Origin of the sequence: Pseudomonas cerasi (genome assembly GCF_027983475.1) — a bacterium.
In the GTDB taxonomy this organism is placed as follows: domain Bacteria; phylum Pseudomonadota; class Gammaproteobacteria; order Pseudomonadales; family Pseudomonadaceae; genus Aquipseudomonas; species Aquipseudomonas cerasi.
This window is the reverse complement of sequence record NZ_JAQJVM010000001.1, coordinates 210578-235397: the sequence shown is the minus strand read 5'-3', so window position 1 is coordinate 235397 and position 24820 is coordinate 210578. Positions and strand designations below refer to the sequence as shown.

Genomic DNA, 24820 nt, shown 5'->3' with positions numbered 1-24820 from the left:
TTACTTCCAGCGATCAGCCGCTTGGTGATCGCTGTGACGACCTTCCACCCAGCGCGTGCCTTCTGACGTGTTTTCACGCTTCCAGAACGGCGCGCGGGTCTTGAGGTAGTCCATGACGAAATCACAGGCTTCGAACGCCGCCTGACGGTGCGCGCTGGCAACGCCGACGAACACAATCGGCTCGCCAGGCTCCAGCGCCCCTACCCTGTGCAACACATCGACGCGCAGCAAGGGCCAGCGCTGTTCGGCCTCGGTAACGATTTTTGCCAGTGCCTTCTCGGTCATCCCCGGATAGTGCTCGAGAAACATGCCGGACACTTCGCGCCCTTCATTGAAATCCCGAACATAGCCGACAAAACTGACCACTGCGCCGATGCCGAGGTTGGCAGCATGCAGCGCGTTGACTTCAGTGCCTGGGTCGAAGGCTGCCGCCTGGACGCGAACGCTCATCATCAACCTCCGGTCACGGGCGGAAAGAACGCGACTTCATCGCCATCGGCCAACGGCTCGGTCGGCTTGCACAGTTCCTGGTTGCGAGCACACATCAGGTTCTGTTCGGCAAGCACCTGCCAGGCCTCGCCACGCTGCAGCAGCGTCTGGCGCAACGCATCCAGCGTAGCGAACTCGCCTTCGACGGACTCGTTGTCCACGCCCAGGACTTCACGGTAACGGGCAAAATACTGGACCTGAACCTTCATGACGATACCTGTGCCTGATCGGCAATGAAGTGACCGCTCTTGCCGCCCAGCTTCTCCAGCAGCCGGACCGACTCGATGACCATGCCCCGGTCTACGGCCTTGCACATGTCGTAAATGGTCAGCGCGGCAACGCTGGCGGCCGTCAGGGCTTCCATTTCCACACCGGTCTGCCCGGCCAGCTTGCAGCTCGCGGTGATGCGCACGGCATCATCACCCTCAGCGGCGAGGTGGACCTTGATGCTGGTGAGCATCAATGGATGGCAAAGCGGGATCAGATCGCTGGTTTTCTTCGCCGCCTGAATACCGGCGATACGTGCGACGGCAAACACGTCACCCTTGGGATGACCACCGCTGACGATCATTTGCAGCGTCGTCGGCAGCATGCGCACAAAGGCTTCGGCCACCGCCTCACGGGACGTCACGGCTTTATCCGTGACATCAACCATATTGGCGCGACCCTGGGAATCGAGATGAGTGAGCACAACGTTACTCCTTGGCAGAAGCAAGAAGTGTAGAGGGAGTGGCAGTTACACGCTACAAGCCGTGAGCTGCAAGCAAGGAACCCATTCACACATGGGCTCCCCGCATGCATCTGATTTACAAATGACTCTCCGCGTATTCGGCCAGTATCGAGCGAGGCACGCCCTGCAGGGTGATGTGCACGCCGTTCGGGAAGTCCTTGAAGCGCTCCGTCAGGTAGGTCAGCCCGGAACTGGTGGCCGACAGGTAAGGGGTGTCGATCTGCGCCAGGTTGCCCAGGCAGACCACTTTGGAACCGGCACCGGCACGCGTGATGATGGTTTTCATCTGGTGCGGGGTCAGGTTCTGGCATTCATCGATCAGAATCAGACTTTGCTGGAAGCTGCGACCTCGAATGTAGTTGAGGGATTTGAACTGCAACGGCACCTTGCTGAGGATGTAATCGACACTGCCATGGGTGTTTTCGTCATCCATGTGCAGCGCTTCGAGGTTATCGGTGATAGCGCCGAGCCACGGCTCCATCTTCTCCGCCTCGGTGCCGGGCAGGAAACCGATTTCCTGATCCAGCCCCTGAACGCTGCGGGTGGCGATGATGCGCCGATAGCGCTTGGTGACCATGGTCTGCTCGATGGCAGCGGCCAGGGCCAGAATGGTTTTACCCGAGCCCGCAGCGCCTGACAGGTTGACCAGATGAATATCCGGGTCGAGCAACGCAAACAGCGCCAGCCCCTGATAGATATCGCGCGGCTTCAGCCCCCAGGCCTCCTGATGCAGCAAAGGCTCCTGGTGCATGTCGAGAATCAGCAGTTCGTCGTTCTTGACGCCTTTGATCCAGCCGACAAAACCCTGCTCATCGACAATGAACTCGTTGATATGAACCGCCGGCAGCATTTCAGTGAGCTGCACGCGGTGCCAGGTACGACCACGCTCCTGACGCGTATCGACCTTGCTGACGCGGTCCCAGAACGAACCGGTCATGTCATGGTAGCCACGCGACAACAGTGAAACGTCGTCGACCAGTTGGTCTGTACTGTAATCCTCGGCAGCAATGCCACAGGCGCGCGCCTTGAGGCGCATGTTGATGTCTTTGGTCACCAGCACGACGCTCAAGTCCTTGTTGCGCGCATGCAGGTCAATCAATTGGTTGATAATGATGTTGTCGTTCAGGTGCTCGGGCAGCAGGCTGTTGGGTTCCTCGCGTTTGCTCATCAAAATCGACAGGTAGCCCTTGAGCACGCCTGTACCACGATCGATGGGCACGCCCTTCTCGACTTCCTCAGGCGAAGCTTCGCCCAGGGTCTTGTCGATCAGACGGATGGCCTGACGGCATTCGGCAGCAACCGAATGTTTACCGGCCTTGAGTTTGTCCAGTTCCTCCAGAACCGTCATGGGGATGGCGACGTGGTGTTCTTCGAAGTTCAGCAGTGCGTTTGGATCATGAATCAATACGTTGGTATCGAGCACGTAAAGGATTGGCTGGTTGGTGGAAGGGGTGCGTCCGTGGTCATCCATACTCGCTCACCTTTGTAGAAGCCGGGCGACGCAGAACCACGACAGTACTGCGCCACGAAAAGGCCGCCGGATTCTCCCCTTCAGGCAGGGCAGAAATGTCGCTCAAGGTGGGTCTTGGAAGACGCCACCTGTGTTGCAGGTTTCGGCGGTCTGTATTCGTAATACAGCAAAAGGGATGACAGAAAAAAGCTCTTTGACAGTTTTTTGAAGTTTATTTCACAGCCTGACGAATAGGACTTGGCGGACGTACCCCGCACGTTTAAAGTCGGAAGTCCACCCACGCCGAATCTGCCTTCATTCCCCTTCCGGCGCAGCCTCTTCACTGCTCTGCAGCCCTTGTTCTTCGGGCGCTTCAGAGATATTTCGGCAATCGTCCCAGATCAACTCGCTTTGCGCGGTATTGGCCAGCAGCAGTGGCAGCGCCGACTGCGCCTTGTTGGCCACATCGTGGAATACCACCGTCCCTTTGCGCCAGAGCAGCATGAGGGTCAGTACACGGTCGCCCACCTGCTCTGCAGAAAGCCTTCCGGTGTCGTCTTCGGCGTCGATATTCCACAATGACACGCGCAAATGCTCGGTGCGGAAGAAGTTGCCGCTGTCGGCACGTCGATGGCCATAAGGAGGGCGAAACAGCGGCACGAAGTTGTCCGGCAACACCTGCTGAACCAGTGCCGCGCTGCGTTGCACTGAATTCTGCCAGTCCAGCCACTGACTGTGCGAACGGTACTCCCAGCCCTGGATGCCCACACACTGCTGGCGATACAGCGCCTGCAAACCTGCAACCGACGTGCTTTCGAGACGCTCCTGAAGACTCTTGCCCAGCACGAAGAAGGTGGCGGTCATTTTCTGCTGGCGCATAAAGTCAGCCAGCCAGTCGGTACCACCGTCGGCCGGGCTCGGGCCACTTTCGAAGTTGAGCATGAAGGTGCGATCCGGCATCTCGTCGCCGCTCATCTCATCGGAGTTGTAGCGTTCGATCTCGCTGCTGGTCTGCGGAAACAGGGCTGCCATGAACAGCAGCTCGTTCAGGTAACGCTGGTGGAATGCGGCGCTGGGTCTGGCCCAGTTGGCATAGAACGAATCGTTGGATACCTGGTATTCCTCGGCGCGCTGCCGCAACTGATCCATGTCCTCGACCAGCACACAGAAATTGGCGTCCTGCTCACAGCTCTTCTGTGCGTTCTGGTAGTTCTCCAGCAACCGCAGCCACAGCCGATGACGAACCACATTCAACGACGGCACGTTGACGAAGCGCAGGCCGAGGCGCTGCTTGAGGCCCTCCTCGTCGAGCTTTTCGCTCAGGTACAACTCGTGGGCAAAGGCGAGGATCTCCGCACGCGACGCGACGTCGAACAACCCCGGCGTCTCGAGCCGTTCAGGCCAGACGCTGCGGTCAATGGTGGCGATGACCGGCGCTGCCGCCTGCGCCTGAAGCCAGAACAGACCTGCACACACTGCTAAAACGATACGCAAACCCGATGTCCTCTCGATCAACCATTAACGTCATGACCAGCGCGCCACTATAGCTGATATGCGCCGGCCTTCTTATGTCGGCGCGCATACAAAGCCGCAGGTCATGCTGGCATCACCCGCGGAACGGTCTCTATCGCCACCATAGCTGGAGTCGCAGGCTGTCAGCCCCTAGAATCCACGGACGATAAAAGGAGACGATTTCATGCTGATGGTGATTTCCCCGGCAAAAACCCTCGATTTCGAGACACCGCCCACGACCGGCCGCTTCACTCAGCCGCAGTACCTGGACCATTCCCGGGTGTTGATCGAGCAGCTGCGTGAACTGACGCCGGCGCAGATCAGCGAACTGATGCACCTGTCCGACAAGCTGGCCGGATTGAACGCGGCACGCTTTGGCAGCTGGAACCCGGACTTCACCCTCGACAACGCCAAGCAGGCACTGCTGGCCTTCAAGGGTGACGTCTATACGGGCCTGGAAGCGGAAACGCTGAGCGAAACGCAGCTCGACTACGCGCAGGGCCACTTGCGCATGCTGTCAGGTCTGTACGGCCTGTTGCGTCCACTGGACCTGATGCAGCCCTACCGGCTGGAAATGGGCACCCGGCTGGCCAACGCTCGCGGCAAGGACCTCTACGCCTTCTGGGGCACGCGGATCAGCGAATGGCTGAATGAAGCGCTGGCAGACCAGGGCGACGACCTGCTGCTCAACCTGGCCTCGACTGAATACTTCTCTGCCGTCAAACGTTCGTCGCTCAAGGCAAGGATCATCGACACCGAGTTCAAGGACTTCAAGAATGGCCAGTACAAGATCATCAGCTTCTATGCGAAAAAAGCACGCGGCATGATGAGCCGCTTCGTTATAGAAGAGCGCATCAACGATCCCGAAGCATTACAAGCGTTCGATGCACAGGGCTATCGTTACAACCGCGAACAGTCGACCCCTGACAAGTTGGTGTTTTTGCGCAACATCGCAGAACACTAGATGATGTAACCGTCGTGTAACAGAGCGCTGTTACACGGCCTGTCCTACGATCCAACACCAAATGCCAACTTCATGACGCCAGACAAACGTCAACTTTTCGACTCGCCACTCACGTGCGATTTTTTCTTAAAAAAAAATCCATTTTTTTAACTAGTGGCGTTTCAGCTTTTTACAGTAGTGGCACTTTCATATTCACCCCTCTACACCCCTCGTAAATCGAGGCTTTTACGAAAAAAGCCATCATCTCGATACCCTCCCTGTGACAAATCGGATACCGCAAAATCTGCAAATCAGGACGAGCGGCCAGGAACTAAATACGAATTCATACGCTCCTACATCCCGTAACAATTCTGGGCTGACGTGTAAGAGATCACTTACAGGTCGCCTCGAAAAACGGGAAGTTACCGACACGGAAGCCAGGCCCACGTGATCCTGGCGTCAGGTACCAGAACTAAACTCACATCACTAGTTGATGTTGTAGACAGGCGAAGCGCCGAACCGGTGTGATGCGCAGGATTCGAACAGGACGGCCCTGGCTTGCGCCAGAGGCATGCTTACCGAGGTCCGCCGTCAATCGTCGAACAAGGAGTGGTTTACTGCATCCAAGGAGAGCAAGGCCCTGACCGAACGGACAGGTTACTTGCCGCTTGCACTTAGTGTCATTTGAGTTCGCCTTACTTGTTTTGGGCACTCACTCATTAAATATGCCTGCGTTAGTTCCACGGCGTTGTTAGCCGTGAGGGATGGCGCGTGACATCTGCTGGCCAAAATTAATATCCAGCCAATTTATGGCGTGAAAAATCGAGGAGAATACGATGCGTATCAGCATATTTGGTTTGGGTTACGTCGGTGCAGTCTGTGCCGGTTGCCTGTCTGCCCGCGGTCACGAAGTAGTTGGTGTGGATATTTCCAGCACCAAGATCGACCTGATCAACAACGGCAAATCACCTATCGTTGAACCGGGTCTGGAAGAGCTGTTGCAGAAAGGTATCAGTACCGGAAAACTGCGCGGCACTACAGACTTCGCCGAAGCCATTCGCGCCACCGACCTGTCGATGATCTGCGTCGGTACGCCGAGCAAGAAGAACGGCGATCTGGAACTGGATTACATTGAATCGGTGTGCCGCGAAATCGGTTATGTCCTGCGTGACAAAGCCACTCGCCACACTATCGTGGTTCGCAGTACCGTACTGCCGGGCACTGTTGCCAACGTTGTTATCCCGATTCTGGAAGACTGCTCCGGCAAGAAAGCCGGTGTTGACTTCGGCGTCGCCGTCAACCCTGAGTTCCTGCGCGAAAGTACTGCGATCAAGGACTACGACCTGCCGCCAATGACCGTGATCGGCGAGTTCGACAAAGCGTCGGGCGACGTTCTGCAATCGCTGTACGAAGAACTCGATGCACCGATCATCCGCAAGGACATCGCTGTTGCCGAGATGATCAAGTACACCTGCAACGTGTGGCACGCCACCAAGGTTACTTTCGCCAACGAAATCGGCAACATTGCCAAGGCCGTCGGCGTCGATGGCCGTGAAGTGATGGACGTGGTCTGCCAGGACAAGGCGCTGAACCTGTCCCAGTACTACATGCGCCCTGGCTTCGCATTCGGCGGCTCCTGCCTGCCGAAAGACGTTCGTGCCCTGACCTACCGCGCCGGCAGCCTGGACGTTGAAGCTCCCCTGCTCAACTCGCTGATGCGCAGTAACACGTCGCAAGTACAGAACGCTTTCGACATGGTTGCCAGCTACGACACCCGCAAGGTTGCACTGCTGGGCCTGAGCTTCAAGGCCGGTACTGACGATCTGCGTGAAAGCCCGCTGGTAGAGCTGGCCGAAATGCTGATCGGCAAGGGCTTCGACCTGAGCATCTTCGACAGCAACGTTGAATATGCACGCGTTCACGGTGCCAACAAGGACTACATCGAATCCAAGATTCCGCACGTTTCCTCGCTGCTGAACTCGGACTTCGACCAAGTCATCAATGACTCCGACGTCATCATCCTCGGCAACCGCGATGAGCGTTTCCGCGCCCTCGCCAACAAGACCCCTGAAGGCAAGCGCGTCATCGATCTGGTGGGCTTCATGGCCAACGCCACCAGCGAAGACGGTCGTGCCGAAGGTATCTGCTGGTAAATCAGCCGCAAGCCACAAGCGCCAGGCTCCAGGCCACAGGCTCAAGCAATGTGCTTGCAGCCTGGGGCTTGAGGCTCGCAACTGACTTAGGGATACGATTATGCAGAGGCTCAAGCACGGCCTGTTACAGGCCGCAGGTTGGCTGTTCTATTTAAGTTTACTCATGGGCCTTGCCGCGGCATTGCCTACCAGTATCTTCGACTCACAGTCGAAGAACTTTATATTCCTGATTGGCGCCGTTGGTATCTGGCGCTACTCGATGGGGATCACGCACTTCGTGCGCGGGATGATTTTCCTGTACATCGTCTACCCGCACTTGCGCCGCAAGGTTCGCAAGCTGGGCAGTGCAGCAGACCCGTCCCATGTGTTTCTGATGGTCACCAGCTTCCGCATCGACGCGCTGACCACCGCACAGGTCTACAACTCGGTTATCCGCGAAGCCATCGACTGCGGCCTGCCGACGACTATCGTCTGCTCGCTGGTGGAAATGTCCGATGAGCTGCTGGTCAAGAGCATGTGGGCGAAGTTCAACCCGCCGGAGCGCGTCAAGCTGGACTTCGTACGCATTCCGGGCACCGGCAAGCGCGATGGTCTGGCCTATGGCTTCCGCGCCATCTCGCGTCACTTGCCTGACAGCCGTGCCGTGGTTGCAGTGATCGACGGCGACACCGTGCTCAACGAAGGTGTGGTCGCCAAGACCGTGCCGTGGTTCCAGCTGTTCGACAACGTCGGCGGCCTGACCACCAACGAGTTCTGTGAAGTACGTGGTGGCTACATCATGAGCGAGTGGCACAAGCTGCGTTTCGCTCAGCGTCACATCAACATGTGCTCGATGGCTCTGTCCAAACGCGTGTTGACCATGACCGGTCGCATGTCGGTGTTCCGCGCAACCGTGGTAACCGACCCCGAGTTCATTGCCGACGTGGAAAGCGACTCGCTCAATCACTGGCGCCTGGGCACCTTCCGCTTCCTGACCGGCGACGACAAGTCCAGCTGGTTCAGCCTGATGCGCCTGGGTTACGACACGTTCTACGTGCCGGACGCAGCGATCAACACCGTGGAACACCCGCCCGAGAAGAGCTTCCTGAAAGCCAGCCGCAAGCTGATGTATCGCTGGTACGGCAACAACCTGCGTCAGAACTCGCGTGCACTGGGTCTGGGCGTACGTCGCCTGGGGATTTTCACCAGCATCGTACTGTTCGACCAGCGTGTGTCGATGTGGACCTCCATCCTCGGTCTGACCGTCGCACTGATCGCCAGCTTCAAGTATGGCGGCGCGTTCCTGTTGATGTATCTGCTGTGGATCGGCATGACCCGTCTGATCCTCACCCTGCTGCTGTCCCTCTCGGGACACAGGATCGGGCCTGCCTACCCGATCATTCTCTATTACAACCAGATCGTCGGCGCGCTGATGAAGATCTATGTCTTCTTCCGCCTGGACCGCCAGTCCTGGACTCGCCAGGACACCAAACTAAGCCGCGACATGGCCAGCTTTCAGGGCTGGTTCAACACGTGGTCGTCCCGAACCATGACTTTCTCGGCTGGCACCATCTTCGTCGCTGTGCTGTTGACGATGGTTTGACCGGGCCAACGGATTAATCGCTTAAGTAGGAAAAATAGCCATGAATACAGCCGTGAATGCGAACGTCGTACATGAATCCGAAGCCCAGCGCCAACACGCGCGGATCAAGATCCCTGCCAAGCTGCGCCTGCTGAATGATCAGCCCAACGCGCCACTGGTACGTGTCGAAGACCTGTCGGCCGGTGGCCTGAGCTTCGTTGCTCCGTCCGGGCAGAAATTCAGCGAAGGGCAGATCGTCAAGGGACGCCTGCAATTCATCATCGACAACCTTGGCCTGGCCATGGACGTCGATCTGCAGGTGCGCTCGATCGACAACGCCAGCAACCGCATCGGTTGCCAGTTCCAGAATCTGGAACCTCAGGACATCGCTACCCTGCGCCACCTGATCACCTCGCACCTGTCCGGCGAAGTCGTCACCCTGGGCGAAGTGCTGGCCACGCTGCAGCGCGATAACTTCACCAAGGCACGCAAGGTCAAGGGCAAGGACAGCGGCATGAGCGCCATGGGTCGCCTGCGCGCCGTAACCTTCAGCCTGGGCGTGTTCATTGTCGGTCTGGCCGCTTTCGGCTTCATCTTCAAGACGATCTACGGCCTGTACTTCGTCAGCCATGCATCGGCCGGTCTGGTCACCATTCCAAGCATGGACGTGACCATGCCGCGTGAAGGTACCGTACAAAGCCTGGTCGCCCAGAATGGCGAAGCCGCGAAAGGCGCGCCACTGGCGTCCTTCAACACCAGCATGCTGGAAATGCTCAAGGGCAGCCTGACCGGTGAAGACCTGCAGCCAGCCAAGATCGAAGAGCTGTATGGCAAGCAGATGAGCGGCACCATGACCAGCCCGTGCGATTGCGTCGTGGCTCGCCAGCTGGTTGCCGACGGTCAGTTCGCGTCCAAGGGTCAGGTGATCTTCCAACTGGTGCCACGCAACGCGCCGGCCACGGTTGAAGCTCGCTTCACCTATCGCCAGTTCAACGACGTTAAGCCAGGCACACGTGTCAGCTTCCAGATCGCTGGCGAAGACAAACTGCGCACGGGTCAGATCATCAGCAGCACCAACCTGAGCGACGCCGACCTGTCCACCGACATCCGCGTGCAGATCAAGCCTGACGAAAGCCTGAGCAGCTCGCTTGCCGGTCGCCCTGTCGAAGTGGTCAGCGATCGCGGCCCGTCCGTGAACTGGCTGATCGATAAAGCAATGGCTGCGGGTCTGTAACCATGAACAGCCCACTACGACGCCTGTCGACCCCCACGCTACTGAGCCTCGCCGTCGCGCTCGGCCTGAGCGGCTGTGCCGGCCTGCCTGATCAACGCCTTGCCAATGAAGCCCTGAAAAACGGCGACACTGCATTGGCGGAGCAGAACTATCGGCAGCTGGCGGACCTGGGCTACAGCGACGCGCAAGTCGGCCTGGCTGATATTCAGGTCGCGACTCGCGACCCGGCTCAGCTCAAGCAGGCCGAGGCTACCTACCGCGCTGCCGCGCAGACCTCCCCCCGGGCGCAGTCGCGCCTGGGCCGTCTGCTGGCTGCCAAGCCCGACGCTACCGAAGCCGAACATCGCGAAGCCGAAGGCCTGCTGAAAAAGGCCTTCGCCAATGGCGAATCCGGCACGCTGATCCCGCTGGCGATGCTGTATCTGCAATACCCGCACACCTTCCCTGAAGTGAATGCGCAGCAGAAGATCAGTGAGTGGCGCGCTGCCGGTTATCCGGAGGCAGGTTTGGCCCAGGTGCTGCTGTATCGCACTCAAGGCACATATGCTCAACACCTCGATGAGGTCGAGAGCATCTGCAAACAGGCGCTGTCGGCCACGGATATCTGCTACGTCGAACTGGCCACTGTCTACCAGACACGTGGCCAGGCCGAGCAGCGCACGGCCTTGATCGAAAAGCTCAAGAGCGACTACGCCGCTGGCCGCGTCAATGCTCAACGTGTGGACAGCGTCGCGCGCGTACTGGGTGACTCCACCATCGGTACGCCAGACGAAAAGACCGCTCAGCAATTGCTGGAAAACGTTGCGCCGGGCTACCCGATCTCGTGGGTCACGCTGGCCAAACTGCTTTACGACTTCCCCGAACTGGGTGACGTCAACAAGATGATGGAATACCTGAACAACGGCCGCGCGGCAGACCAGCCTCGCGCCGAGCTGCTGCTTGGACGCCTGTACTACGAAGGTAAATGGGTCACGCCCGATGCCTTCAAGGCCGAGGAGCACCTGAAGAAAGCCACCGCCACGGAAATCTCTGCCCATTACTACTTGGGTCAGATCTACCGTCGCGGCTACCTGGGCCAGGTCTACTCGCAAAAAGCCGTGGACGAGCTGCTGACCGCCGCCCGTGGTGGCCAGAACAGCGCCGACTTCGCCCTTGCGCAACTGTTCTCGCAGGGCAAGGGCACTATGCCCGACCCGGTCAACGCCTGGGTGTTCGCGCAACTGGCGCTGGCCAGTCAGACCCCGCAAGCGACCGAGCTTGCCGAGGCCCTCAATACACAACTGCCGCCTGAAAAGCTCGCCACCGCCAAAGACCTGTTGGCACGCGAGCAAAAAGTCCGGGGCGCTAACGCCACTCAGAACGCGATGGCATTGCAGGCCCTGCAAGAAGAAAAAGACGGTGAGGAAGCATTATGAAGTTGAATCCCCTGATGGCCGCCGGCATGGGCCTTGGCTTCACCCTGTTGTGGGCCTGCCCGACACTGGCAGCGCTGACCGAACAACCGCAAAATTTCGGTATCGAAATCAAAGCCACGGCGCAGGCCGAGGATGATCGCGATCTGGGCACCCGTTCGGGCGGCGACGTCAACGGTGTGGGCCTGGACCTGCGTCCCTGGGTCTATGGCGAGCGCGGCGACTGGAGCGGTTACGCGATGGGCCAGGTGGTCACCGCCACCGACATCATTCAGACCGACCCGCTGGAGCAGAGCAACAGCGACGGCAGCGGCACCCAGACTTCGCGTGGCACGGCCAGCGAGCGCGAAGCCGACAAGACCTACGCCGCACTGCGTGAGTTCTGGATCGGCTACAGCGGTTTCACGCCCTACCCTGGCGAGATCCTGAAAGTCGGTCGTCAGCGTCTGCGTAACGACGACGGTCAATGGCACGACACCAATATCGAGGCCATCAACTGGTCGTTCGATACCACGCTGCTGCGCGCTGAACTGGGTGCTGCCCAGCGTTTCAGCGAATACCGCACCGACCTGACCGAACTGGCACCTGACGACGAAGATCGCAAGCACCTGTTCGGCTCGGTGAGCTACCAGTGGACACCAGGCCATTGGGCCGGTATCCGTGCTCACCACAGTGCCGACGACGGCAAGCTCAAGTCGCAGGGCCAGGTGCTGGATGATCTGGACAAGACCTCCAATGGCGATCTGACCTGGGTCGGCCTGCAGGCTGACAGCGATGCCTACAACTATCGCAGCAACACCAATCAGCTCAACTACTGGGGCAGCCTGACCTGGCTGAACGGAACGCGCGACGAGATCGGCGTGACCTCCGCTCCCAACGACCAGTTCATCGCCGGCGAAAAGAACAGCCGTGACATGAATGGCTGGGCCACCGACCTGGGCCTGCGCCTGCGTCTGGACCCGCAATGGCAAGTCGGCGCCGCCTACTCGCGCGCCAGCAAGGACTACGTCCAGAACGGTCTGGAAAGTAACCGCTCCAACTGGACCGGTACGCGTTCGCGCATCCACCGTTTCGGTGAAGCCTTCCAGGGCGAAATGGCCAACGTGGAAACCGGCTCGCTGTTCGCCTCCTGGCAGATGAACGAGGAATACGACGCGTCGCTGATCTACCACAAGTTCCGTCGCGTGGACGGCAACACCGGTATCGGTGGCTCGGGCATCAACGCGGTGAACGACAACCAGAACGGTACGTTCAGCTCGCTACCGCTGGAAGACGGCAGCAAGGACCTGGGTCAGGAAATGGACCTGGTCGTGACCAAGTACTTCAAGCAAGGCCTGCTGCCTGCTTCGCTGAGCCAGTCGTTCGATGAACCTTCGGCACTGGTGCGCCTGCGCGCAGGTGTCTTCAAGCCAGGCGACGCGTATCAGAACAACGTGGACAGCTACATGCACCGCGCTGTTGTCGACGTCATCTGGCGCTTCTGATGCGAACCGCCAAAGGAGTGCCAGAGATGAACAGTCATACAAGCAACGGGCGTAGCCGACACTGGCCGCACACCCTGCTCGAAAGCGCACTGCTGACCAGCGCCCTGCTGCTGGCCAGCGGTGTGGCGCTGGCCAACGCGCCTGTCGTACCCGACACACAGAAGGCGGTGGTCAAGGAGTTGCACCAGGCCAAGACCTACACCATCACCAGCCCGCCGACCGAGCCGTTGGAAATGGCCAAGCCGGTGTTGCCCGACCTCAAGGGCTACACCGCCGAAGCCGCCCTGAAAAAGATCGTGCGCAACAAACCGGGCAAGGTCACTGTTTCACGGATGATGGAAGAAACCGGCCTGAAGGAATTCATCGGCGGCGATAACAAGATGGCCGAATGGGTCAACCGTCAGCGCGGCATCCCCCAGGCCATCATGATTTCCGACGGCTACGTGAGCCTGCAGGACCTGGCCAGGAAGGTGCCCAAGCAGTTCCTCAACGAGGTTTCGCCAGGTGTCTACGTGGCGCGCCTGCCAATCCTGATCAAGGAAACCGGGATCTTCGAGATCGACAGCAAGACCAAGGAATTGCGTCTGTCTCAGGAAAAGGGCTCGTTCATCGTCAGTGAAGGCAAGATGCTGATCACTCACACTCAGGTCAACGCCTGGAGTGAAACCCGCAACAGCCTGGCGACCTATCGCAAGCCTGAAGAGTTTCGCCCTTTCCTGCTGACCTGGGGTGGCTCGGAAACCTGGATCGCCAATACCAAAATGGCGAGCATGGGCTACGACCAGAGCAAGTCCTATGGCATCAGTATTTCCCAGTACACCCCCAACACCGCGAAGATTCTCAAGCGTGCCGAACCGACGGGCTGGATCATCGATTCAGAGTTCTCGGACATGTGGTACGGCTTCTACTGCTATGAAACCCGCGACTTCGTGGTCAAAGGCAACACCTACCGCGACAACATCATTTACGGCATTGACCCGCACGACCGTTCGCACGGTCTGATCATCGCCGAAAACGACGTTTACGGGACCAAGAAGAAGCACGGGATCATCATTTCCCGGGAAGTCGACAACAGCTTCATCTTCCGCAACAAGAGCCACAACAACAAATTGTCCGGCGTGGTTCTGGACCGTAACAGCGTCGGCAACATCGTCGCCTACAACGAGATTTACCAGAACCACACTGACGGCATCACCCTGTACGAAAGCGGCAACAACCTGCTGTGGGGCAATCGCGTGATCGCCAACCGCCGCCACGGTATCCGCGTGCGTAACAGCGTGAATATCAAGCTGTACGAGAACGTCGCCATGGGCAACGGCCTGATGGGCGTTTACGGCCACATCAAGGACTTGAGCGACACCGACCGCGACATTGAGCTCGATCCGTTCGACGCTCAGGTCTCGCTGATCATGGTTGGCGGCGAACTGTCCAGCAATGGTTCCGGCCCGCTGTCCATCGACTCGCCACTGAGTGTCGAGCTGTATCGCGTCTCGATGCTGATGCCCACCAAAGAAGTCGGCATCAGCCTCAACGGCGTCCTCGGTGAGCGCCAGGACGAAATCCTCGACCTGCTGGTACGCCAGAAGAAAGCCGTATTGATCGACCCCGTCGAAAGCCAGACCGAGCTGCGGGAATGAGGAAGGGTATTGTTATGCACGCACATCTGATCAAGCTGTTGAGCCTGTCCAGCCTCACCGCCGCCTTGATGGCCGCCGCTGGTGTCGCTCGGGCAGACGACTCGCAAGCGCCGACGTTCAAGGCCGAGCCTTGCTGCTCACTGTGCCCGGCCGCACATGATGCGAAAAACTACACCACGCGCTATCAGCAGAACTTCACCACGCTGGTCCAGGCTCAGGGTGACTGGCTGTTCCGGACTCAGGAAGACCTGCGCACCGAGTTCGACACCACGCCTGCCGGCTATCGCCGCATGAAACAACTGCACGATGCGTTCAAGAGCAAAGGCGTCGAACTGGTCGTGGTATATCAGCCGACCCGTGGCCTGGTGGATCGCAACAAATTGTTCCCGGCCGAACGCGACAAGTTCGACTACGACAAGGCGCTGAAAAACTATCAGGCCATGCTTGGCCGCTTCAGCAAGATGGGCTACTGGGTCCCTGACCTGTCGCCGTTGACCAACGAGCAGCAGGCGCATGACTTCTACTTCCGCGGTGACCAGCACTGGACGCCGTATGGCGCACAGCGTACGGCGAAGATCGTCGCCGAAACCGTGAAAAGGATTCCGGCCTACGGCGATATCCCCAAGCGTGAGTTCGAAAGCCATATTTCCGGACGCATGGGCAAGACGGGCACTTTGCACAATATGGCAGGTCAATTGTGCGGTACCAGCTACGCGATCCAGTACATGGACCAGTTCACCACCGAGCCCAAGGGTGAGGCGGGCGACGGCGACCTGTTCGGCGATTCCGGTAACCCGGAAATCACCTTGGTCGGTACCAGCCACAGCGGCAAGAACTACAACTTCGCGGGCTTCCTGCAGGAATACATGGGCGCTGACGTGTTGAACGTGGCGTTCCCTGGTGGTGGCCTGGAAGGTTCGATGCTGCAGTACCTGGGCAGTGAAGACTTCCAGAAGCGTCCGCCGAAGATTCTCATCTGGGAATTCTCGCCGCTGTATCGCCTGGATCAGGAGACCATCTATCGCCAGATGATGTCGCTGCTGGACAACGGCTGTGAAGGCAAGCCTGCCGTCATGAGCGCCAGCACCACGCTTAAGCCGGGTACCAACGAATTGCTGGTCAATGGCAAGAATGGCATCAAGGACATTCGCAACGGCAGCAATCAGATCGACATCAAGTTTGACGACACCTCGGTGAAAGTCCTTCAGGCCAGACTCTGGTACATGAACGGTCGCCATGAGGATCTGAAAATCGAGAAACCGGAAACGTCAGACACCGATGGACGCTTCGCCTTTGAATTGCGCGAGGATGAGGATTGGGCCAACCAGCAACTGCTGGCGCTGGAAGTCCAGGGACCGGAAGCAGGCACGGCACCACAAAAAGTCGAAGCCAAAGTATGCAAACGCAACGTGTTCCCGAGCGCTGCGACACACACCGCTCAAGCCGGACTATGAGGTGACTTATGCAGACTCCTAAACTGATACGCCCTACCCTGCTGTCGATGGCAATCCTGTCATCGATGGCGTGGGCCACGGGCGCGTCCGCCGCACTGGTTCCACCCAAGGGCTATGACGCCCCGATCGAAAAAATGAAGACGGGCGATCACAACTTCAGCTGTGAAGCCATTCCAAAGCCCTACACCGACAAGCTGGTCTTCCGCAGCAAGTACGAGGGTTCGGACAAAGCACGCGCAACGCTCAATGCGGTATCCGAAGAAGCGTTCCGCGACGCGACCAAGGACATCACCACCCTTGAGCGTGGCGTCAGCAAAGTCGTGATGCAGTACATGCGCGACGGTCGTCCGGAACAACTCGATTGTGCGCTGAACATGATGACCACCTGGGCCAAGGCCGATGCGCTGGAGTCGCGCGAGTTCAACCACACCGGCAAATCCATGCGCAAATGGGCACTGGGCAGCATGTCCTCCGCCTACCTGCGTCTGAAGTTCTCCGAGTCGCACCCGCTGGCCAATCGTCAGCAGGACGCGAAGATCATCGAGACCTGGTTCAGCAAGCTGGCCGATCAGGTGGTCAGCGACTGGAGCAATCTGCCGCTGGAAAAAATCAACAACCACTCGTACTGGGCTGCCTGGTCGGTGATGGCAACCGCTGTCGCCACCAATCGTCAGGACCTGTTCGACTGGGCCGTGAAGGAATACAAGGTCGCTGCCAATCAAGTGGACAAGGACGGTTTCCTGCCCAACGAGATGAAGCGCCGTCAGCGGGCACTGTCGTATCACAACTATGCACTGCCGCCGCTCGCGATGATTGCCAGCTTCGCCCAGGCCAATGGCGTGGACCTGCGTCCGGAAAACAATGGCGCCTTGAAGCGTCTGGGCGACCGGGTGCTGGCCGGCGTCAAGGATCCTTCGATTTTCGCTGAACACAACGGCGAGAAACAGGACATGACGGACCTGAAGAAAGATCCGAAATTCGCCTGGCTCGAACCGTACTGCTCGCTCTACACCTGCAGCCCGGATGTGCTTGAAGAGAAACACGAAAAGCAGCCATTCAAGACATTCCGTCTGGGCGGTGATCTGACCAAGGTCTACGACCCGACGCACGAGAAAGGCGACAAGGGCGATAACGACGGTTCGTGATTCACAGAGTTCTTTGTGGGAGCGGGCTTGCTCGCGAAGAGGCACGCCCAGGCGCTGAATCCGTAAGACCGGACCTCGCCTGAGCTGCTTCACCGACAAGCCGTAACGCGACGTGTTTTACCCCCCAATTTCAACGGGGGGTTTGGGGGGGCTTTAGCCCTTGAATGTTGGACAAACGGAGAGATAAGGATGGTTTTCTCATCCAACGTGTTCCTGTTCCTGTTCATGCCGATTTTCCTCGGCTTGTACTACCTGAGCGGGCAACGCTATCGCAATCTGCTGCTGCTGATTGCCAGCTATATCTTCTACGCCTGGTGGCGAGTGGACTTTCTGGCGCTGTTCGTCGGCGTGACCGTCTGGAACTACTGGATCGGTCTCAAGGTAGGCGCAGCAGGTGTGCGGACCAAGCCGGCACAGAAATGGTTGCTGCTTGGCGTGATAGTGGACCTGTGTATTCTGGGCTACTTCAAATACGCCAACTTCGGCGTGGACAGCATCAACGCAGCCATGACCTCGATGGGTCTGGAACCGTTCATCCTGACTCACGTGCTGTTGCCGATCGGTATCTCGTTCTATGTCTTCGAGTCCATCAGCTACATCATCGACGTTTACCGCGGCGATACTCCGGCCACGCGCAATCTGATCGACTTCGCTGCATTCGTCGCGATCTTCCCGCACCTGATCGCCGGCCCCGTGCTGCGTTTCCGCGATCTGGCCGACCAGTTCAACAACCGTACACACACGCTGGACAAGTTCTCCGAAGGTGCCACGCGCTTCATGCAGGGCTTCATCAAGAAAGTGTTCATCGCCGACACCCTGGCGGTGGTCGCCGATCACTGCTTCGCCCTGCAAAACCCGACCACCGGCGATGCCTGGCTGGGTGCGCTGGCCTACACCGCGCAACTGTATTTCGACTTCTCCGGTTACAGCGATATGGCTATCGGTCTGGGTCTGATGATGGGTTTCCGCTTCATGGAAAACTTCAAACAGCCCTACATCAGCCAATCGATCACCGAGTTCTGGCGTCGCTGGCACATCAGCCTGTCCACCTGGCTACGTGACTACCTGTACATCACGCTGGGCGGCAACCGCGGCGGCAAGTTCGCGACCTACCGCAACCTGTTCCTGACCATGCTGCTCGGCGGTCTGTGGCACGGTGCCAACGTCACCTACATCATCTGGGGTGCCTGGCACGGCATGTGGCTGGCGATCGAAAAAGCGGTCGGTATCAACACCAAACCCTACAGTTTCAACCCGATCCGCTGGGCACTGACCTTCCTGCTGGTGGTCATAGGCTGGGTCATCTTCCGCGCTGAAAACCTGCATGTCGCCGGTCGTATGTACAGCGCCATGTTCAGCTTCGGAGAGTGGCAGCTGTCGGAACTCAACCGCGCCAGCCTGACCGGTCTGCAAGTGGCAACACTGGTGGTGGCGTATCTGACGCTGGCGTTCTTCGGTCTGCGCGACTTCTACCAGAACCGCGAAAAAGACACCGGCAAGAGCGCCAAGGCTGACGGTCCTGCGACCGCCCAACCGGGCACCATCAAGGCCGTTCCCGGCGATGCTCCCGGCAGTCTGCACCTGCCAGGCTACACCGTGGGCAGCGAAGCTCAGGTGCAGCCTGCGTACTGGGTTGCCGACTGGCCACGTTACGCCATGCGTGCACTGATCCTGCTGCTGTTCGTGGCTTCGATTCTCAAACTTTCGGCGCAAAGCTTCTCGCCGTTCCTTTACTTCCAGTTCTGAGGAGCCTGACATGACGCGTTCATTACGAATCCTCTACATCGCCATCTTCCTGGCCATTCTGCTGGTCCTGGGCGTCTGGTCGCTGCGCAGCTTCAGCACTTTCTCGACGTCGGCCGAGACCACTGTGCTCAACGGCAAATGGACCAAGGCGGCGGAAACTCATTACGACGATGAGTTCCCGATCAAGCGCCTGGGCACCAACCTCTGGGCGGCGCTGGATTTCAAACTGTTCAACGAAGGTCGTCCGGGCGTCGTGCTCGGCAAGGACCAGTGGTTGTACACCGACGAAGAGTTCGATGCGGTTGCCAACGGCGAGCAGAACGAAGCCGACAACCTGGCGATCATTCAGGGTGTGCGTGACGCGCTGGAAAAACAGGGCACCAAACTGGTCCTGGCGATCGTTCCGGCGAAAACCCGTCTGTACCCGGAACACATCGGTGACAACAAGCCTGCCAGCCTGCACACCGACCTGTATCAGCAGTTCCACGCTCAGGTCGCCAAGGCCGGGATCTTTGCCCCGGACTTGCTGGCGCCGCTGCAAGCTGCCAAGCAACAGGGCCAGGTTTTCCTGCGCACCGACACCCACTGGACGCCAATGGGTGCCGAAGTCGCCGCGCAGCAACTGAGCGCCGCGATTGCCCAGAAAACACCACTGGAAGGTGAACCTGAGCAGTTCGTCACACAAGCCAAGGGAACCGAAGCCTACAAAGGTGACCTGACTACATTCCTGCCGCTCGATCCGTTGTTCAGCAACATGCTGCCCAAGCCGGACGAGTTGCAGAAACGCAGTACCGATCCGGTAGCAGGCGAAGCGGCAGGCGGTGATGCACTGTTCGCAGACAGCGACATCCCGGTGGGTCTGGTGGGCACCAGCTACAGCGCCAACCCTAACTGGAACTTCGTCGGCGCCTTGAAAGAAGCGCTGCGCAGCGATGTCGTCAACTACGCCGAAGACGGCCATGGCCCGATTCTGCCGATGCTCAAGTACCTGCAAACCGATGCCTTTAAGAACACCCCGCCGCAAGTGGTGATCTGGGAGTTCCCGGAGCGCTACCTGCCGGCACACAACGATCTTGGCGAGTTCGATCCGAAGTGGATCGCCGAGCTGAAGAAATCGCGTGACACCCAAGAAAACGTGGCGCTCAACGCCAAACAATCCGAGTCGCCCAACCGGGCGCAAAACTGAGAGGACTGACTCATGACTTTCAACACTACTGCCAACCGTTCGGCCGCAAAACGCATTTTCAAAACCTGCGCAATGGCCGCAGGTCTGGGCCTGATGTCCCTGCAGGCTTTCGCCGGTGACTCCGCCCTGTACGGCCCGACCGCACCGAAAGGCTCGACCTTCGTGCGTGTCTACAACGCCAGCAACGCTGAAATCAGCGCCACCGTTGGCAACACCAATCTCAACGAAGTGGCGCCACTGGGCAGCACTGCGTTCAGCTTCATGCCGCAGGGCGACTACACCGCCAAGCTGGGCAGCCAGAGCCTGCCGGTGAAACTGGCGGGTGATCACTACTACACCATCGTCAACAACGCCAGCGGCAAGCCACAGCTGGTCGAAGAGCCACCGTTCAAGAACAAGCAGAAATCCCTGGTTCGTGTGCAGAACCTGAGCGACAAGTCCCTGACCCTGAAAACCGCTGATGGCAAGACCGACGTGGTCAAGGCTGTAGCGGCCAAAGGCACCGGCGAGCGTGAAATCAACCCGGTCAAGGTCAGCCTGGCGCTGTACGACGGCGACAAGAAAGTCACCGATGTGAAACCTGTGGCACTGGAGCGTGGCGAAGCCGCTGTGCTCTACATCACCGGCAGTGGCAGCAGCCTCTCGCCAGTGTGGGTCAAGCCACCGGTCGCTACCCGCTAAACGGATTATGCCGGTCGGTTCAGGGCATCAGCGTTGAACCGACCCGCGCGGAACAAGAACAAGACAGAAACGACAGACACCTCGTACGGCCCTAATTGAATGCTTTTGGAGAAACAAAATGATTCCAGTTATCTTGTCAGGCGGTAGTGGTTCACGACTCTGGCCGCTTTCGCGTAAACAATTCCCTAAACAGTTCCTGGCGTTGACCGGCGAGCACACCCTGTTCCAGCAAACCCTGGAGCGTCTGGTGTTCGAGGGCATGCAGGAGCCTATCGTGGTCTGCAACAAGGACCACCGTTTCATCGTCAACGAGCAACTCGCTGCGCTGAACCTGGAAACCCAGGCGATCCTCATGGAACCGTTCGGCCGCAACACGGCACCCGCCGTTGCACTGACTGCCATGAAGCTGGTCAACGAAGGCAACGACGGCCTGATGCTGGTGCTGCCAGCCGACCACGTCATCGAAGACCAGAAAGCCCTGCAACGCGCACTGGCACTGGCGACCGTCGCCGCAGAGCGTGGCGAAATGGTGCTGTTCGGCGTACCGGCCAACAAGCCTGAAACCGGCTATGGCTACATCAAGTCCACCGCCGATGCCCTGCTGCCGGAAGGCGTCAGCCGCGTGTCGCAGTTCGTCGAAAAACCTGACGAAAAACGCGCCAAGGAATTCGTCGAAGCCGGTGGCTACTACTGGAACAGCGGCATGTTCCTGTTCCGCGCCAGCCGCTTCCTGGAAGAACTGAAAAAGCATGATCCGGACATCTACGACACCTGCCTGCTGACCCTTGAGCGCAGCGTGCAGGACGGCGACGCCCTTGAAATCGACTCCTCGACCTTCGCCTGCTGCCCGGACAATTCCATCGACTACGCGGTCATGGAAAAAACCCAGCGCGCCTGCGTCGTACCGCTGTCGGCCGGCTGGAGCGATGTCGGCTGCTGGTCGTCGCTGTGGGAAGTCAACGCCAAGGACGCCAACGGCAACGTCACCAAGGGCGACGTCGTCATCCAGGACAGCCGCAACTGCATGATCCACGGCAACGGCAAACTGGTGTCGGTGATCGGTCTGGACAACATCGTGGTCGTCGAAACCAAGGACGCGATGATGATTGCCCACAAGGACAAGGTCCAGGGCGTCAAGCAAATGGTCGCCACCCTGAACGAACAGGGCCGCACCGAGACACAGAACCACCTCGAAGTGTACCGTCCGTGGGGCTCCTACGATTCGGTGGACATGGGCGGTCGTTTCCAGGTCAAGCGTATCTCCGTCAAGCCGGGTGCCTGCCTGTCGCTGCAGATGCACCACCACCGCGCCGAACACTGGATCGTGGTATCCGGTACTGCGCAGGTCACCTGTGACGAGAACGTGTTCCTGCTCACCGAAAACCAGTCCACCTACATCCCGATCGCCTCGGTCCATCGCCTGCGCAACCCAGGCAAGATCCCGTTGGAAATCATCGAAGTACAATCGGGCAGCTACCTGGGCGAAGACGACATCGAGCGTTTCGAAGACATCTACGGTCGCTCGAACGCGCTGGAAGCGGGTGTGAAGACGCAAACTATCGCTCGTTGATAGGGTTTTAGCTGCACGCTACAGGTAACACAGCCCTCGACAACTCTTTGCGCAGATTTATACGCAGAGAGTTGTCGGGGGCTTTTCATTTGCGCGACGTCCCCCTCCCAGGTTCTGTAGGATGTCCAGCATTACCTTTGCTGGAGACCTGCATGTTTATCGGCATCCTGTTGATCCTGACCTGGCTCATCCTTCTGCTCCGCTACCCGGCGAAGGCCTTGCCCGTCTCGCTGGCTGCGGCGGTCGGGCTTGGGGCGGTGGCGGCCATCGTCATCTGGCAGGACAGCCGCGAAACACGCCAGCTTGAGCGTCTGGATATCCGCCTGAGTTACGATCCGCAAAACTGCCCGGCAGATCGTCCGTTGCAGGTCAGCATCACCAACACCAATCAGGTCACCCTGCAGGAACTGCGTTGGCGAATAGCGGCCTATGCGCCTGGTGATTCAGTGAATCTGATCGACAACACCTACGCATCCGCGCGCTACCGCGGCCCCGGCGAACTTCAGGCCAAAGGTACGTGGCAGGATTGCGTGCCGGTGCCGGCACTGCGCAACGGGTACCGCCCGCAAACCCTGGAATTTCGCGCAGAACATCTACAAGGCAGTTTCTCGGACTGACCACAAGGATCTCCCTCATGCCCATCGCTTTGATTACAGGCTGTTCCAGCGGAATCGGCCGTGCTCTGGCCGACGCGTTCAAGGCCACTGGCTATGAAGTCTGGGCCACTGCGCGCAAGACCGACGATGTCGCGGCACTCAGTGCAGCGGGTTTCATCGCCGTACAACTGGACGTCAACGACAGCCTGGCGCTGGAGCAACTGGCCGCCGGTCTGGAGCACAGCGGCCTGGATGTGTTGATCAACAACGCTGGCTATGGCGCGATGGGTCCCCTGCTAAACGGCGGCGTGCAGGCCTTGCAGCGACAGTTCGAAACCAATGTGTTTTCCGTCGTCGGGGTGACCCGGGCGCTGTTTCCGGCACTGCGCCGCAACAAGGGGCTGGTGGTGAACATCGGCAGCGTATCCGGTGTGCTGGTCACGCCGTTCGCGGGCGCTTATTGCGCATCCAAGGCGGCGGTGCATGCGCTCAGTGATGCGCTGCGTCTGGAGTTGGCGCCATTCGGCGTACAGGTGATGGAGGTTCAGCCAGGCGCGATCGCGTCGAGCTTTGCGCAGAATGCCAGCCACGAAGCCGAGCAGCTGATCAGTGAGCAATCGCCGTGGTGGCCGATTCGCGAAGGCATTCGTGCACGCGCCAGAGCTTCACTGGACAACCCTACCCCCGCCACAGCATTCGCTCAAGACTTGCTCAAGGCCGTGCAACACACCCATCCGCCACGCCTTCTGCGTCTTGGCAACGGCTCACGCCTGCTGCCGCTGATGGCGTGGTTGCTGCCCAAAGGGCTACTGGATATGGGCCTGAGAAAACGCTTTGGATTGAACACCGACTTGTGACGCAGAGCGTCACGAACTGCATTCCCACGCTGGAGCGTGCGGAACGATCACCTGCCTATCGTGCGACGCTCCGCGTCGGCATGCCGTTCTGGACGCTCCGCGTCCTCAAGCATCAGCCGTCTACCGGCCTGACAATCACCGTGCAGGTCATTCCCGCTGCCAGAAGTACGCCTTCAGGTATAGCGTCCAGATGGATACGCACCGGCACTCGCTGGGCCAGACGCACCCAGTTGAAAGTCGGGTTGACGTCGGCGATCAGTTCGCGGCTTTGCGGGTTGTCACGGTCGTAGATGCCGCGTGCAATGCTTTCGACATGGCCCTTGAGCACCTCGCCGCTCATCAGTTGCAGCTCCGCAGCATCACCCACGTTCAGATGCGGCAATTTGGTTTCCTCGAAGAAGCCGTAGACCCAGAACGAGTTCATGTCGACCACGGCCATCTTCGCTTCACCGATACGCGCATAGTCACCGCGATGGACATTGAGGTTGGTGACGTAACCGTCCACCGCCGCCAGTACCCGCGTGCGTGACAGGTTAAGCTCGGCCGCCTCCAGCTGCGCCTGGGCCAACTGGTAATCGGCCAGGGCCGAGGTGGCTACGTTACTCGCGTCGTCACGATTTTCCGCCGAGATGACCAGTTCATCCATGTCGGCACGCCGCTTGGCATTCAGTTTGCGCATCTCCCAGGTTGCCTTGCGTGAAGCCAGTAACGCCTGCGCCTGCTTTACGGCGATCCGGTAATGCTCCGGGTCAATCTGCATCAGCAGATCGCCACGCTTTACCCACTGGTTGTCACGCACCGGCACCTCGACCACAGTGCCGGACACATCGGCGGCCACGTTGATGATATCGGCGCGCACCCGGCCATCGCGGGTCCATGGGCTATCCATATAGTCGATCCACAGCGTACGACCGATCCAGAGCGCGACTGCCAGCACCAGCAACGTGGCAAACAGACTGAAGAACTTTTTCATCCAGAGA

Annotated in this window: 21 protein-coding genes; 15 read left to right on the top strand and 6 right to left on the bottom strand. The window is 59.0% G+C overall.

The window, feature by feature from the left end:
• The 5 genes from moaE to PI739_RS01060 form a co-directional block, all read right to left on the bottom strand.
• A complete protein-coding gene (gene moaE, locus PI739_RS01080; RefSeq protein WP_003365379.1) occupies positions 1 to 450 on the bottom strand; it encodes a molybdopterin synthase catalytic subunit MoaE in 450 nt (149 codons plus the stop codon).
• Between the two features lie 2 nt (positions 451 to 452).
• Positions 453 to 698 (bottom strand): molybdopterin converting factor subunit 1, encoded by a 246-nt coding sequence (moaD, locus tag PI739_RS01075; RefSeq protein ID WP_003365381.1) that lies wholly within the window; start codon positions 696 to 698, stop codon positions 453 to 455.
• Entirely contained in the window at positions 695 to 1180 is a 486-nt protein-coding gene (gene moaC, locus PI739_RS01070) for a cyclic pyranopterin monophosphate synthase MoaC (RefSeq protein ID WP_003341741.1), read from the bottom strand. Before moaC ends, moaD begins: the two co-directional genes overlap by 4 nt.
• Before the next feature lie 115 nt (positions 1181 to 1295).
• The gene (locus PI739_RS01065) at positions 1296 to 2690 is read right to left on the bottom strand and encodes a PhoH family protein (RefSeq protein WP_003365383.1); all 1395 of its coding nucleotides are present in this window, start codon (positions 2688 to 2690) and stop codon (positions 1296 to 1298) included.
• Positions 2691 to 2984: 294 nt separating this feature from the next.
• Complete coding sequence (locus PI739_RS01060; protein ID WP_054080675.1) at positions 2985 to 4163, bottom strand: polysaccharide deacetylase family protein; 1179 nt, start codon at positions 4161 to 4163, stop codon at positions 2985 to 2987.
• Between the two features lie 202 nt (positions 4164 to 4365).
• On the opposite strand from PI739_RS01060, the gene yaaA reads away from it, so the two are divergent.
• The 15 genes from yaaA (at position 4366) to PI739_RS00985 (ending at position 23840) form a co-directional block, all read left to right on the top strand.
• Complete coding sequence (yaaA, locus tag PI739_RS01055; protein ID WP_003433624.1) at positions 4366 to 5145, top strand: peroxide stress protein YaaA; 780 nt, start codon at positions 4366 to 4368, stop codon at positions 5143 to 5145.
• 815 nt (positions 5146 to 5960) lie between these two features.
• A complete protein-coding gene (locus PI739_RS01050) occupies positions 5961 to 7277 on the top strand; it encodes a nucleotide sugar dehydrogenase (RefSeq protein ID WP_003365389.1) in 1317 nt (438 codons plus the stop codon).
• Positions 7278 to 7377: 100 nt separating this feature from the next.
• Positions 7378 to 8859, top strand: a complete 1482-nt coding sequence (alg8, locus tag PI739_RS01045; protein ID WP_002552255.1) for a mannuronan synthase — start codon at positions 7378 to 7380, stop codon at positions 8857 to 8859.
• A 40-nt stretch (positions 8860 to 8899) separates the two neighbouring features.
• Positions 8900 to 10072 carry an alginate biosynthesis protein Alg44 gene (locus PI739_RS01040; RefSeq protein WP_003365396.1) on the top strand — a complete coding sequence of 391 codons (1173 nt, stop codon included), beginning with the start codon at positions 8900 to 8902 and terminating at the stop codon, positions 10070 to 10072.
• A gap of 2 nt (positions 10073 to 10074) precedes the next feature.
• Entirely contained in the window at positions 10075 to 11487 is a 1413-nt protein-coding gene (gene algK / locus PI739_RS01035; protein ID WP_003433625.1) for an alginate biosynthesis TPR repeat lipoprotein AlgK, read from the top strand.
• Positions 11484 to 12968 (top strand): alginate export family protein, encoded by a 1485-nt coding sequence (locus tag PI739_RS01030; RefSeq protein WP_003433626.1) that lies wholly within the window; start codon positions 11484 to 11486, stop codon positions 12966 to 12968. Before algK ends, PI739_RS01030 begins: the two co-directional genes overlap by 4 nt.
• 26 nt (positions 12969 to 12994) lie before the next feature.
• The gene (gene algG, locus PI739_RS01025) at positions 12995 to 14605 is read left to right on the top strand and encodes a mannuronan 5-epimerase AlgG (RefSeq protein ID WP_003365404.1); all 1611 of its coding nucleotides are present in this window, start codon (positions 12995 to 12997) and stop codon (positions 14603 to 14605) included.
• A 14-nt stretch (positions 14606 to 14619) separates the two neighbouring features.
• Positions 14620 to 16059: an alginate O-acetyltransferase AlgX-related protein gene (locus PI739_RS01020; protein WP_003433628.1), complete on the top strand. Its 1440-nt coding sequence runs from the start codon at positions 14620 to 14622 to the stop codon at positions 16057 to 16059.
• An 8-nt stretch (positions 16060 to 16067) separates the two neighbouring features.
• On the top strand, positions 16068 to 17204 hold the full coding sequence (locus PI739_RS01015) for a mannuronate-specific alginate lyase (RefSeq protein WP_003365409.1): 1137 nt from the start codon (positions 16068 to 16070) through the stop codon (positions 17202 to 17204).
• Between the two features lie 189 nt (positions 17205 to 17393).
• Positions 17394 to 18950 carry an MBOAT family O-acyltransferase gene (locus PI739_RS01010; protein WP_003365411.1) on the top strand — a complete coding sequence of 519 codons (1557 nt, stop codon included), beginning with the start codon at positions 17394 to 17396 and terminating at the stop codon, positions 18948 to 18950.
• Positions 18951 to 18960: 10 nt separating this feature from the next.
• Positions 18961 to 20136: an alginate O-acetyltransferase gene (locus PI739_RS01005; RefSeq protein WP_003365413.1), complete on the top strand. Its 1176-nt coding sequence runs from the start codon at positions 18961 to 18963 to the stop codon at positions 20134 to 20136.
• A 12-nt stretch (positions 20137 to 20148) separates the two neighbouring features.
• Entirely contained in the window at positions 20149 to 20817 is a 669-nt protein-coding gene (locus PI739_RS01000; RefSeq protein WP_003433631.1) for an alginate O-acetyltransferase AlgF, read from the top strand.
• Between the two features lie 118 nt (positions 20818 to 20935).
• Entirely contained in the window at positions 20936 to 22387 is a 1452-nt protein-coding gene (locus PI739_RS00995) for a mannose-1-phosphate guanylyltransferase/mannose-6-phosphate isomerase (RefSeq protein ID WP_003415201.1), read from the top strand.
• A gap of 152 nt (positions 22388 to 22539) precedes the next feature.
• Complete coding sequence (locus tag PI739_RS00990; protein ID WP_003365419.1) at positions 22540 to 23004, top strand: hypothetical protein; 465 nt, start codon at positions 22540 to 22542, stop codon at positions 23002 to 23004.
• Between the two features lie 17 nt (positions 23005 to 23021).
• The gene (locus tag PI739_RS00985; protein ID WP_271351446.1) at positions 23022 to 23840 is read left to right on the top strand and encodes an SDR family oxidoreductase; all 819 of its coding nucleotides are present in this window, start codon (positions 23022 to 23024) and stop codon (positions 23838 to 23840) included.
• A 112-nt stretch (positions 23841 to 23952) separates the two neighbouring features.
• Here PI739_RS00985 and PI739_RS00980 read toward each other — a convergent pair whose 3' ends face one another.
• The gene (locus tag PI739_RS00980) at positions 23953 to 24813 is read right to left on the bottom strand and encodes an efflux RND transporter periplasmic adaptor subunit (RefSeq protein ID WP_096121388.1); all 861 of its coding nucleotides are present in this window, start codon (positions 24811 to 24813) and stop codon (positions 23953 to 23955) included.
• Between the last annotated feature and the right edge of the window lie 7 nt (positions 24814 to 24820).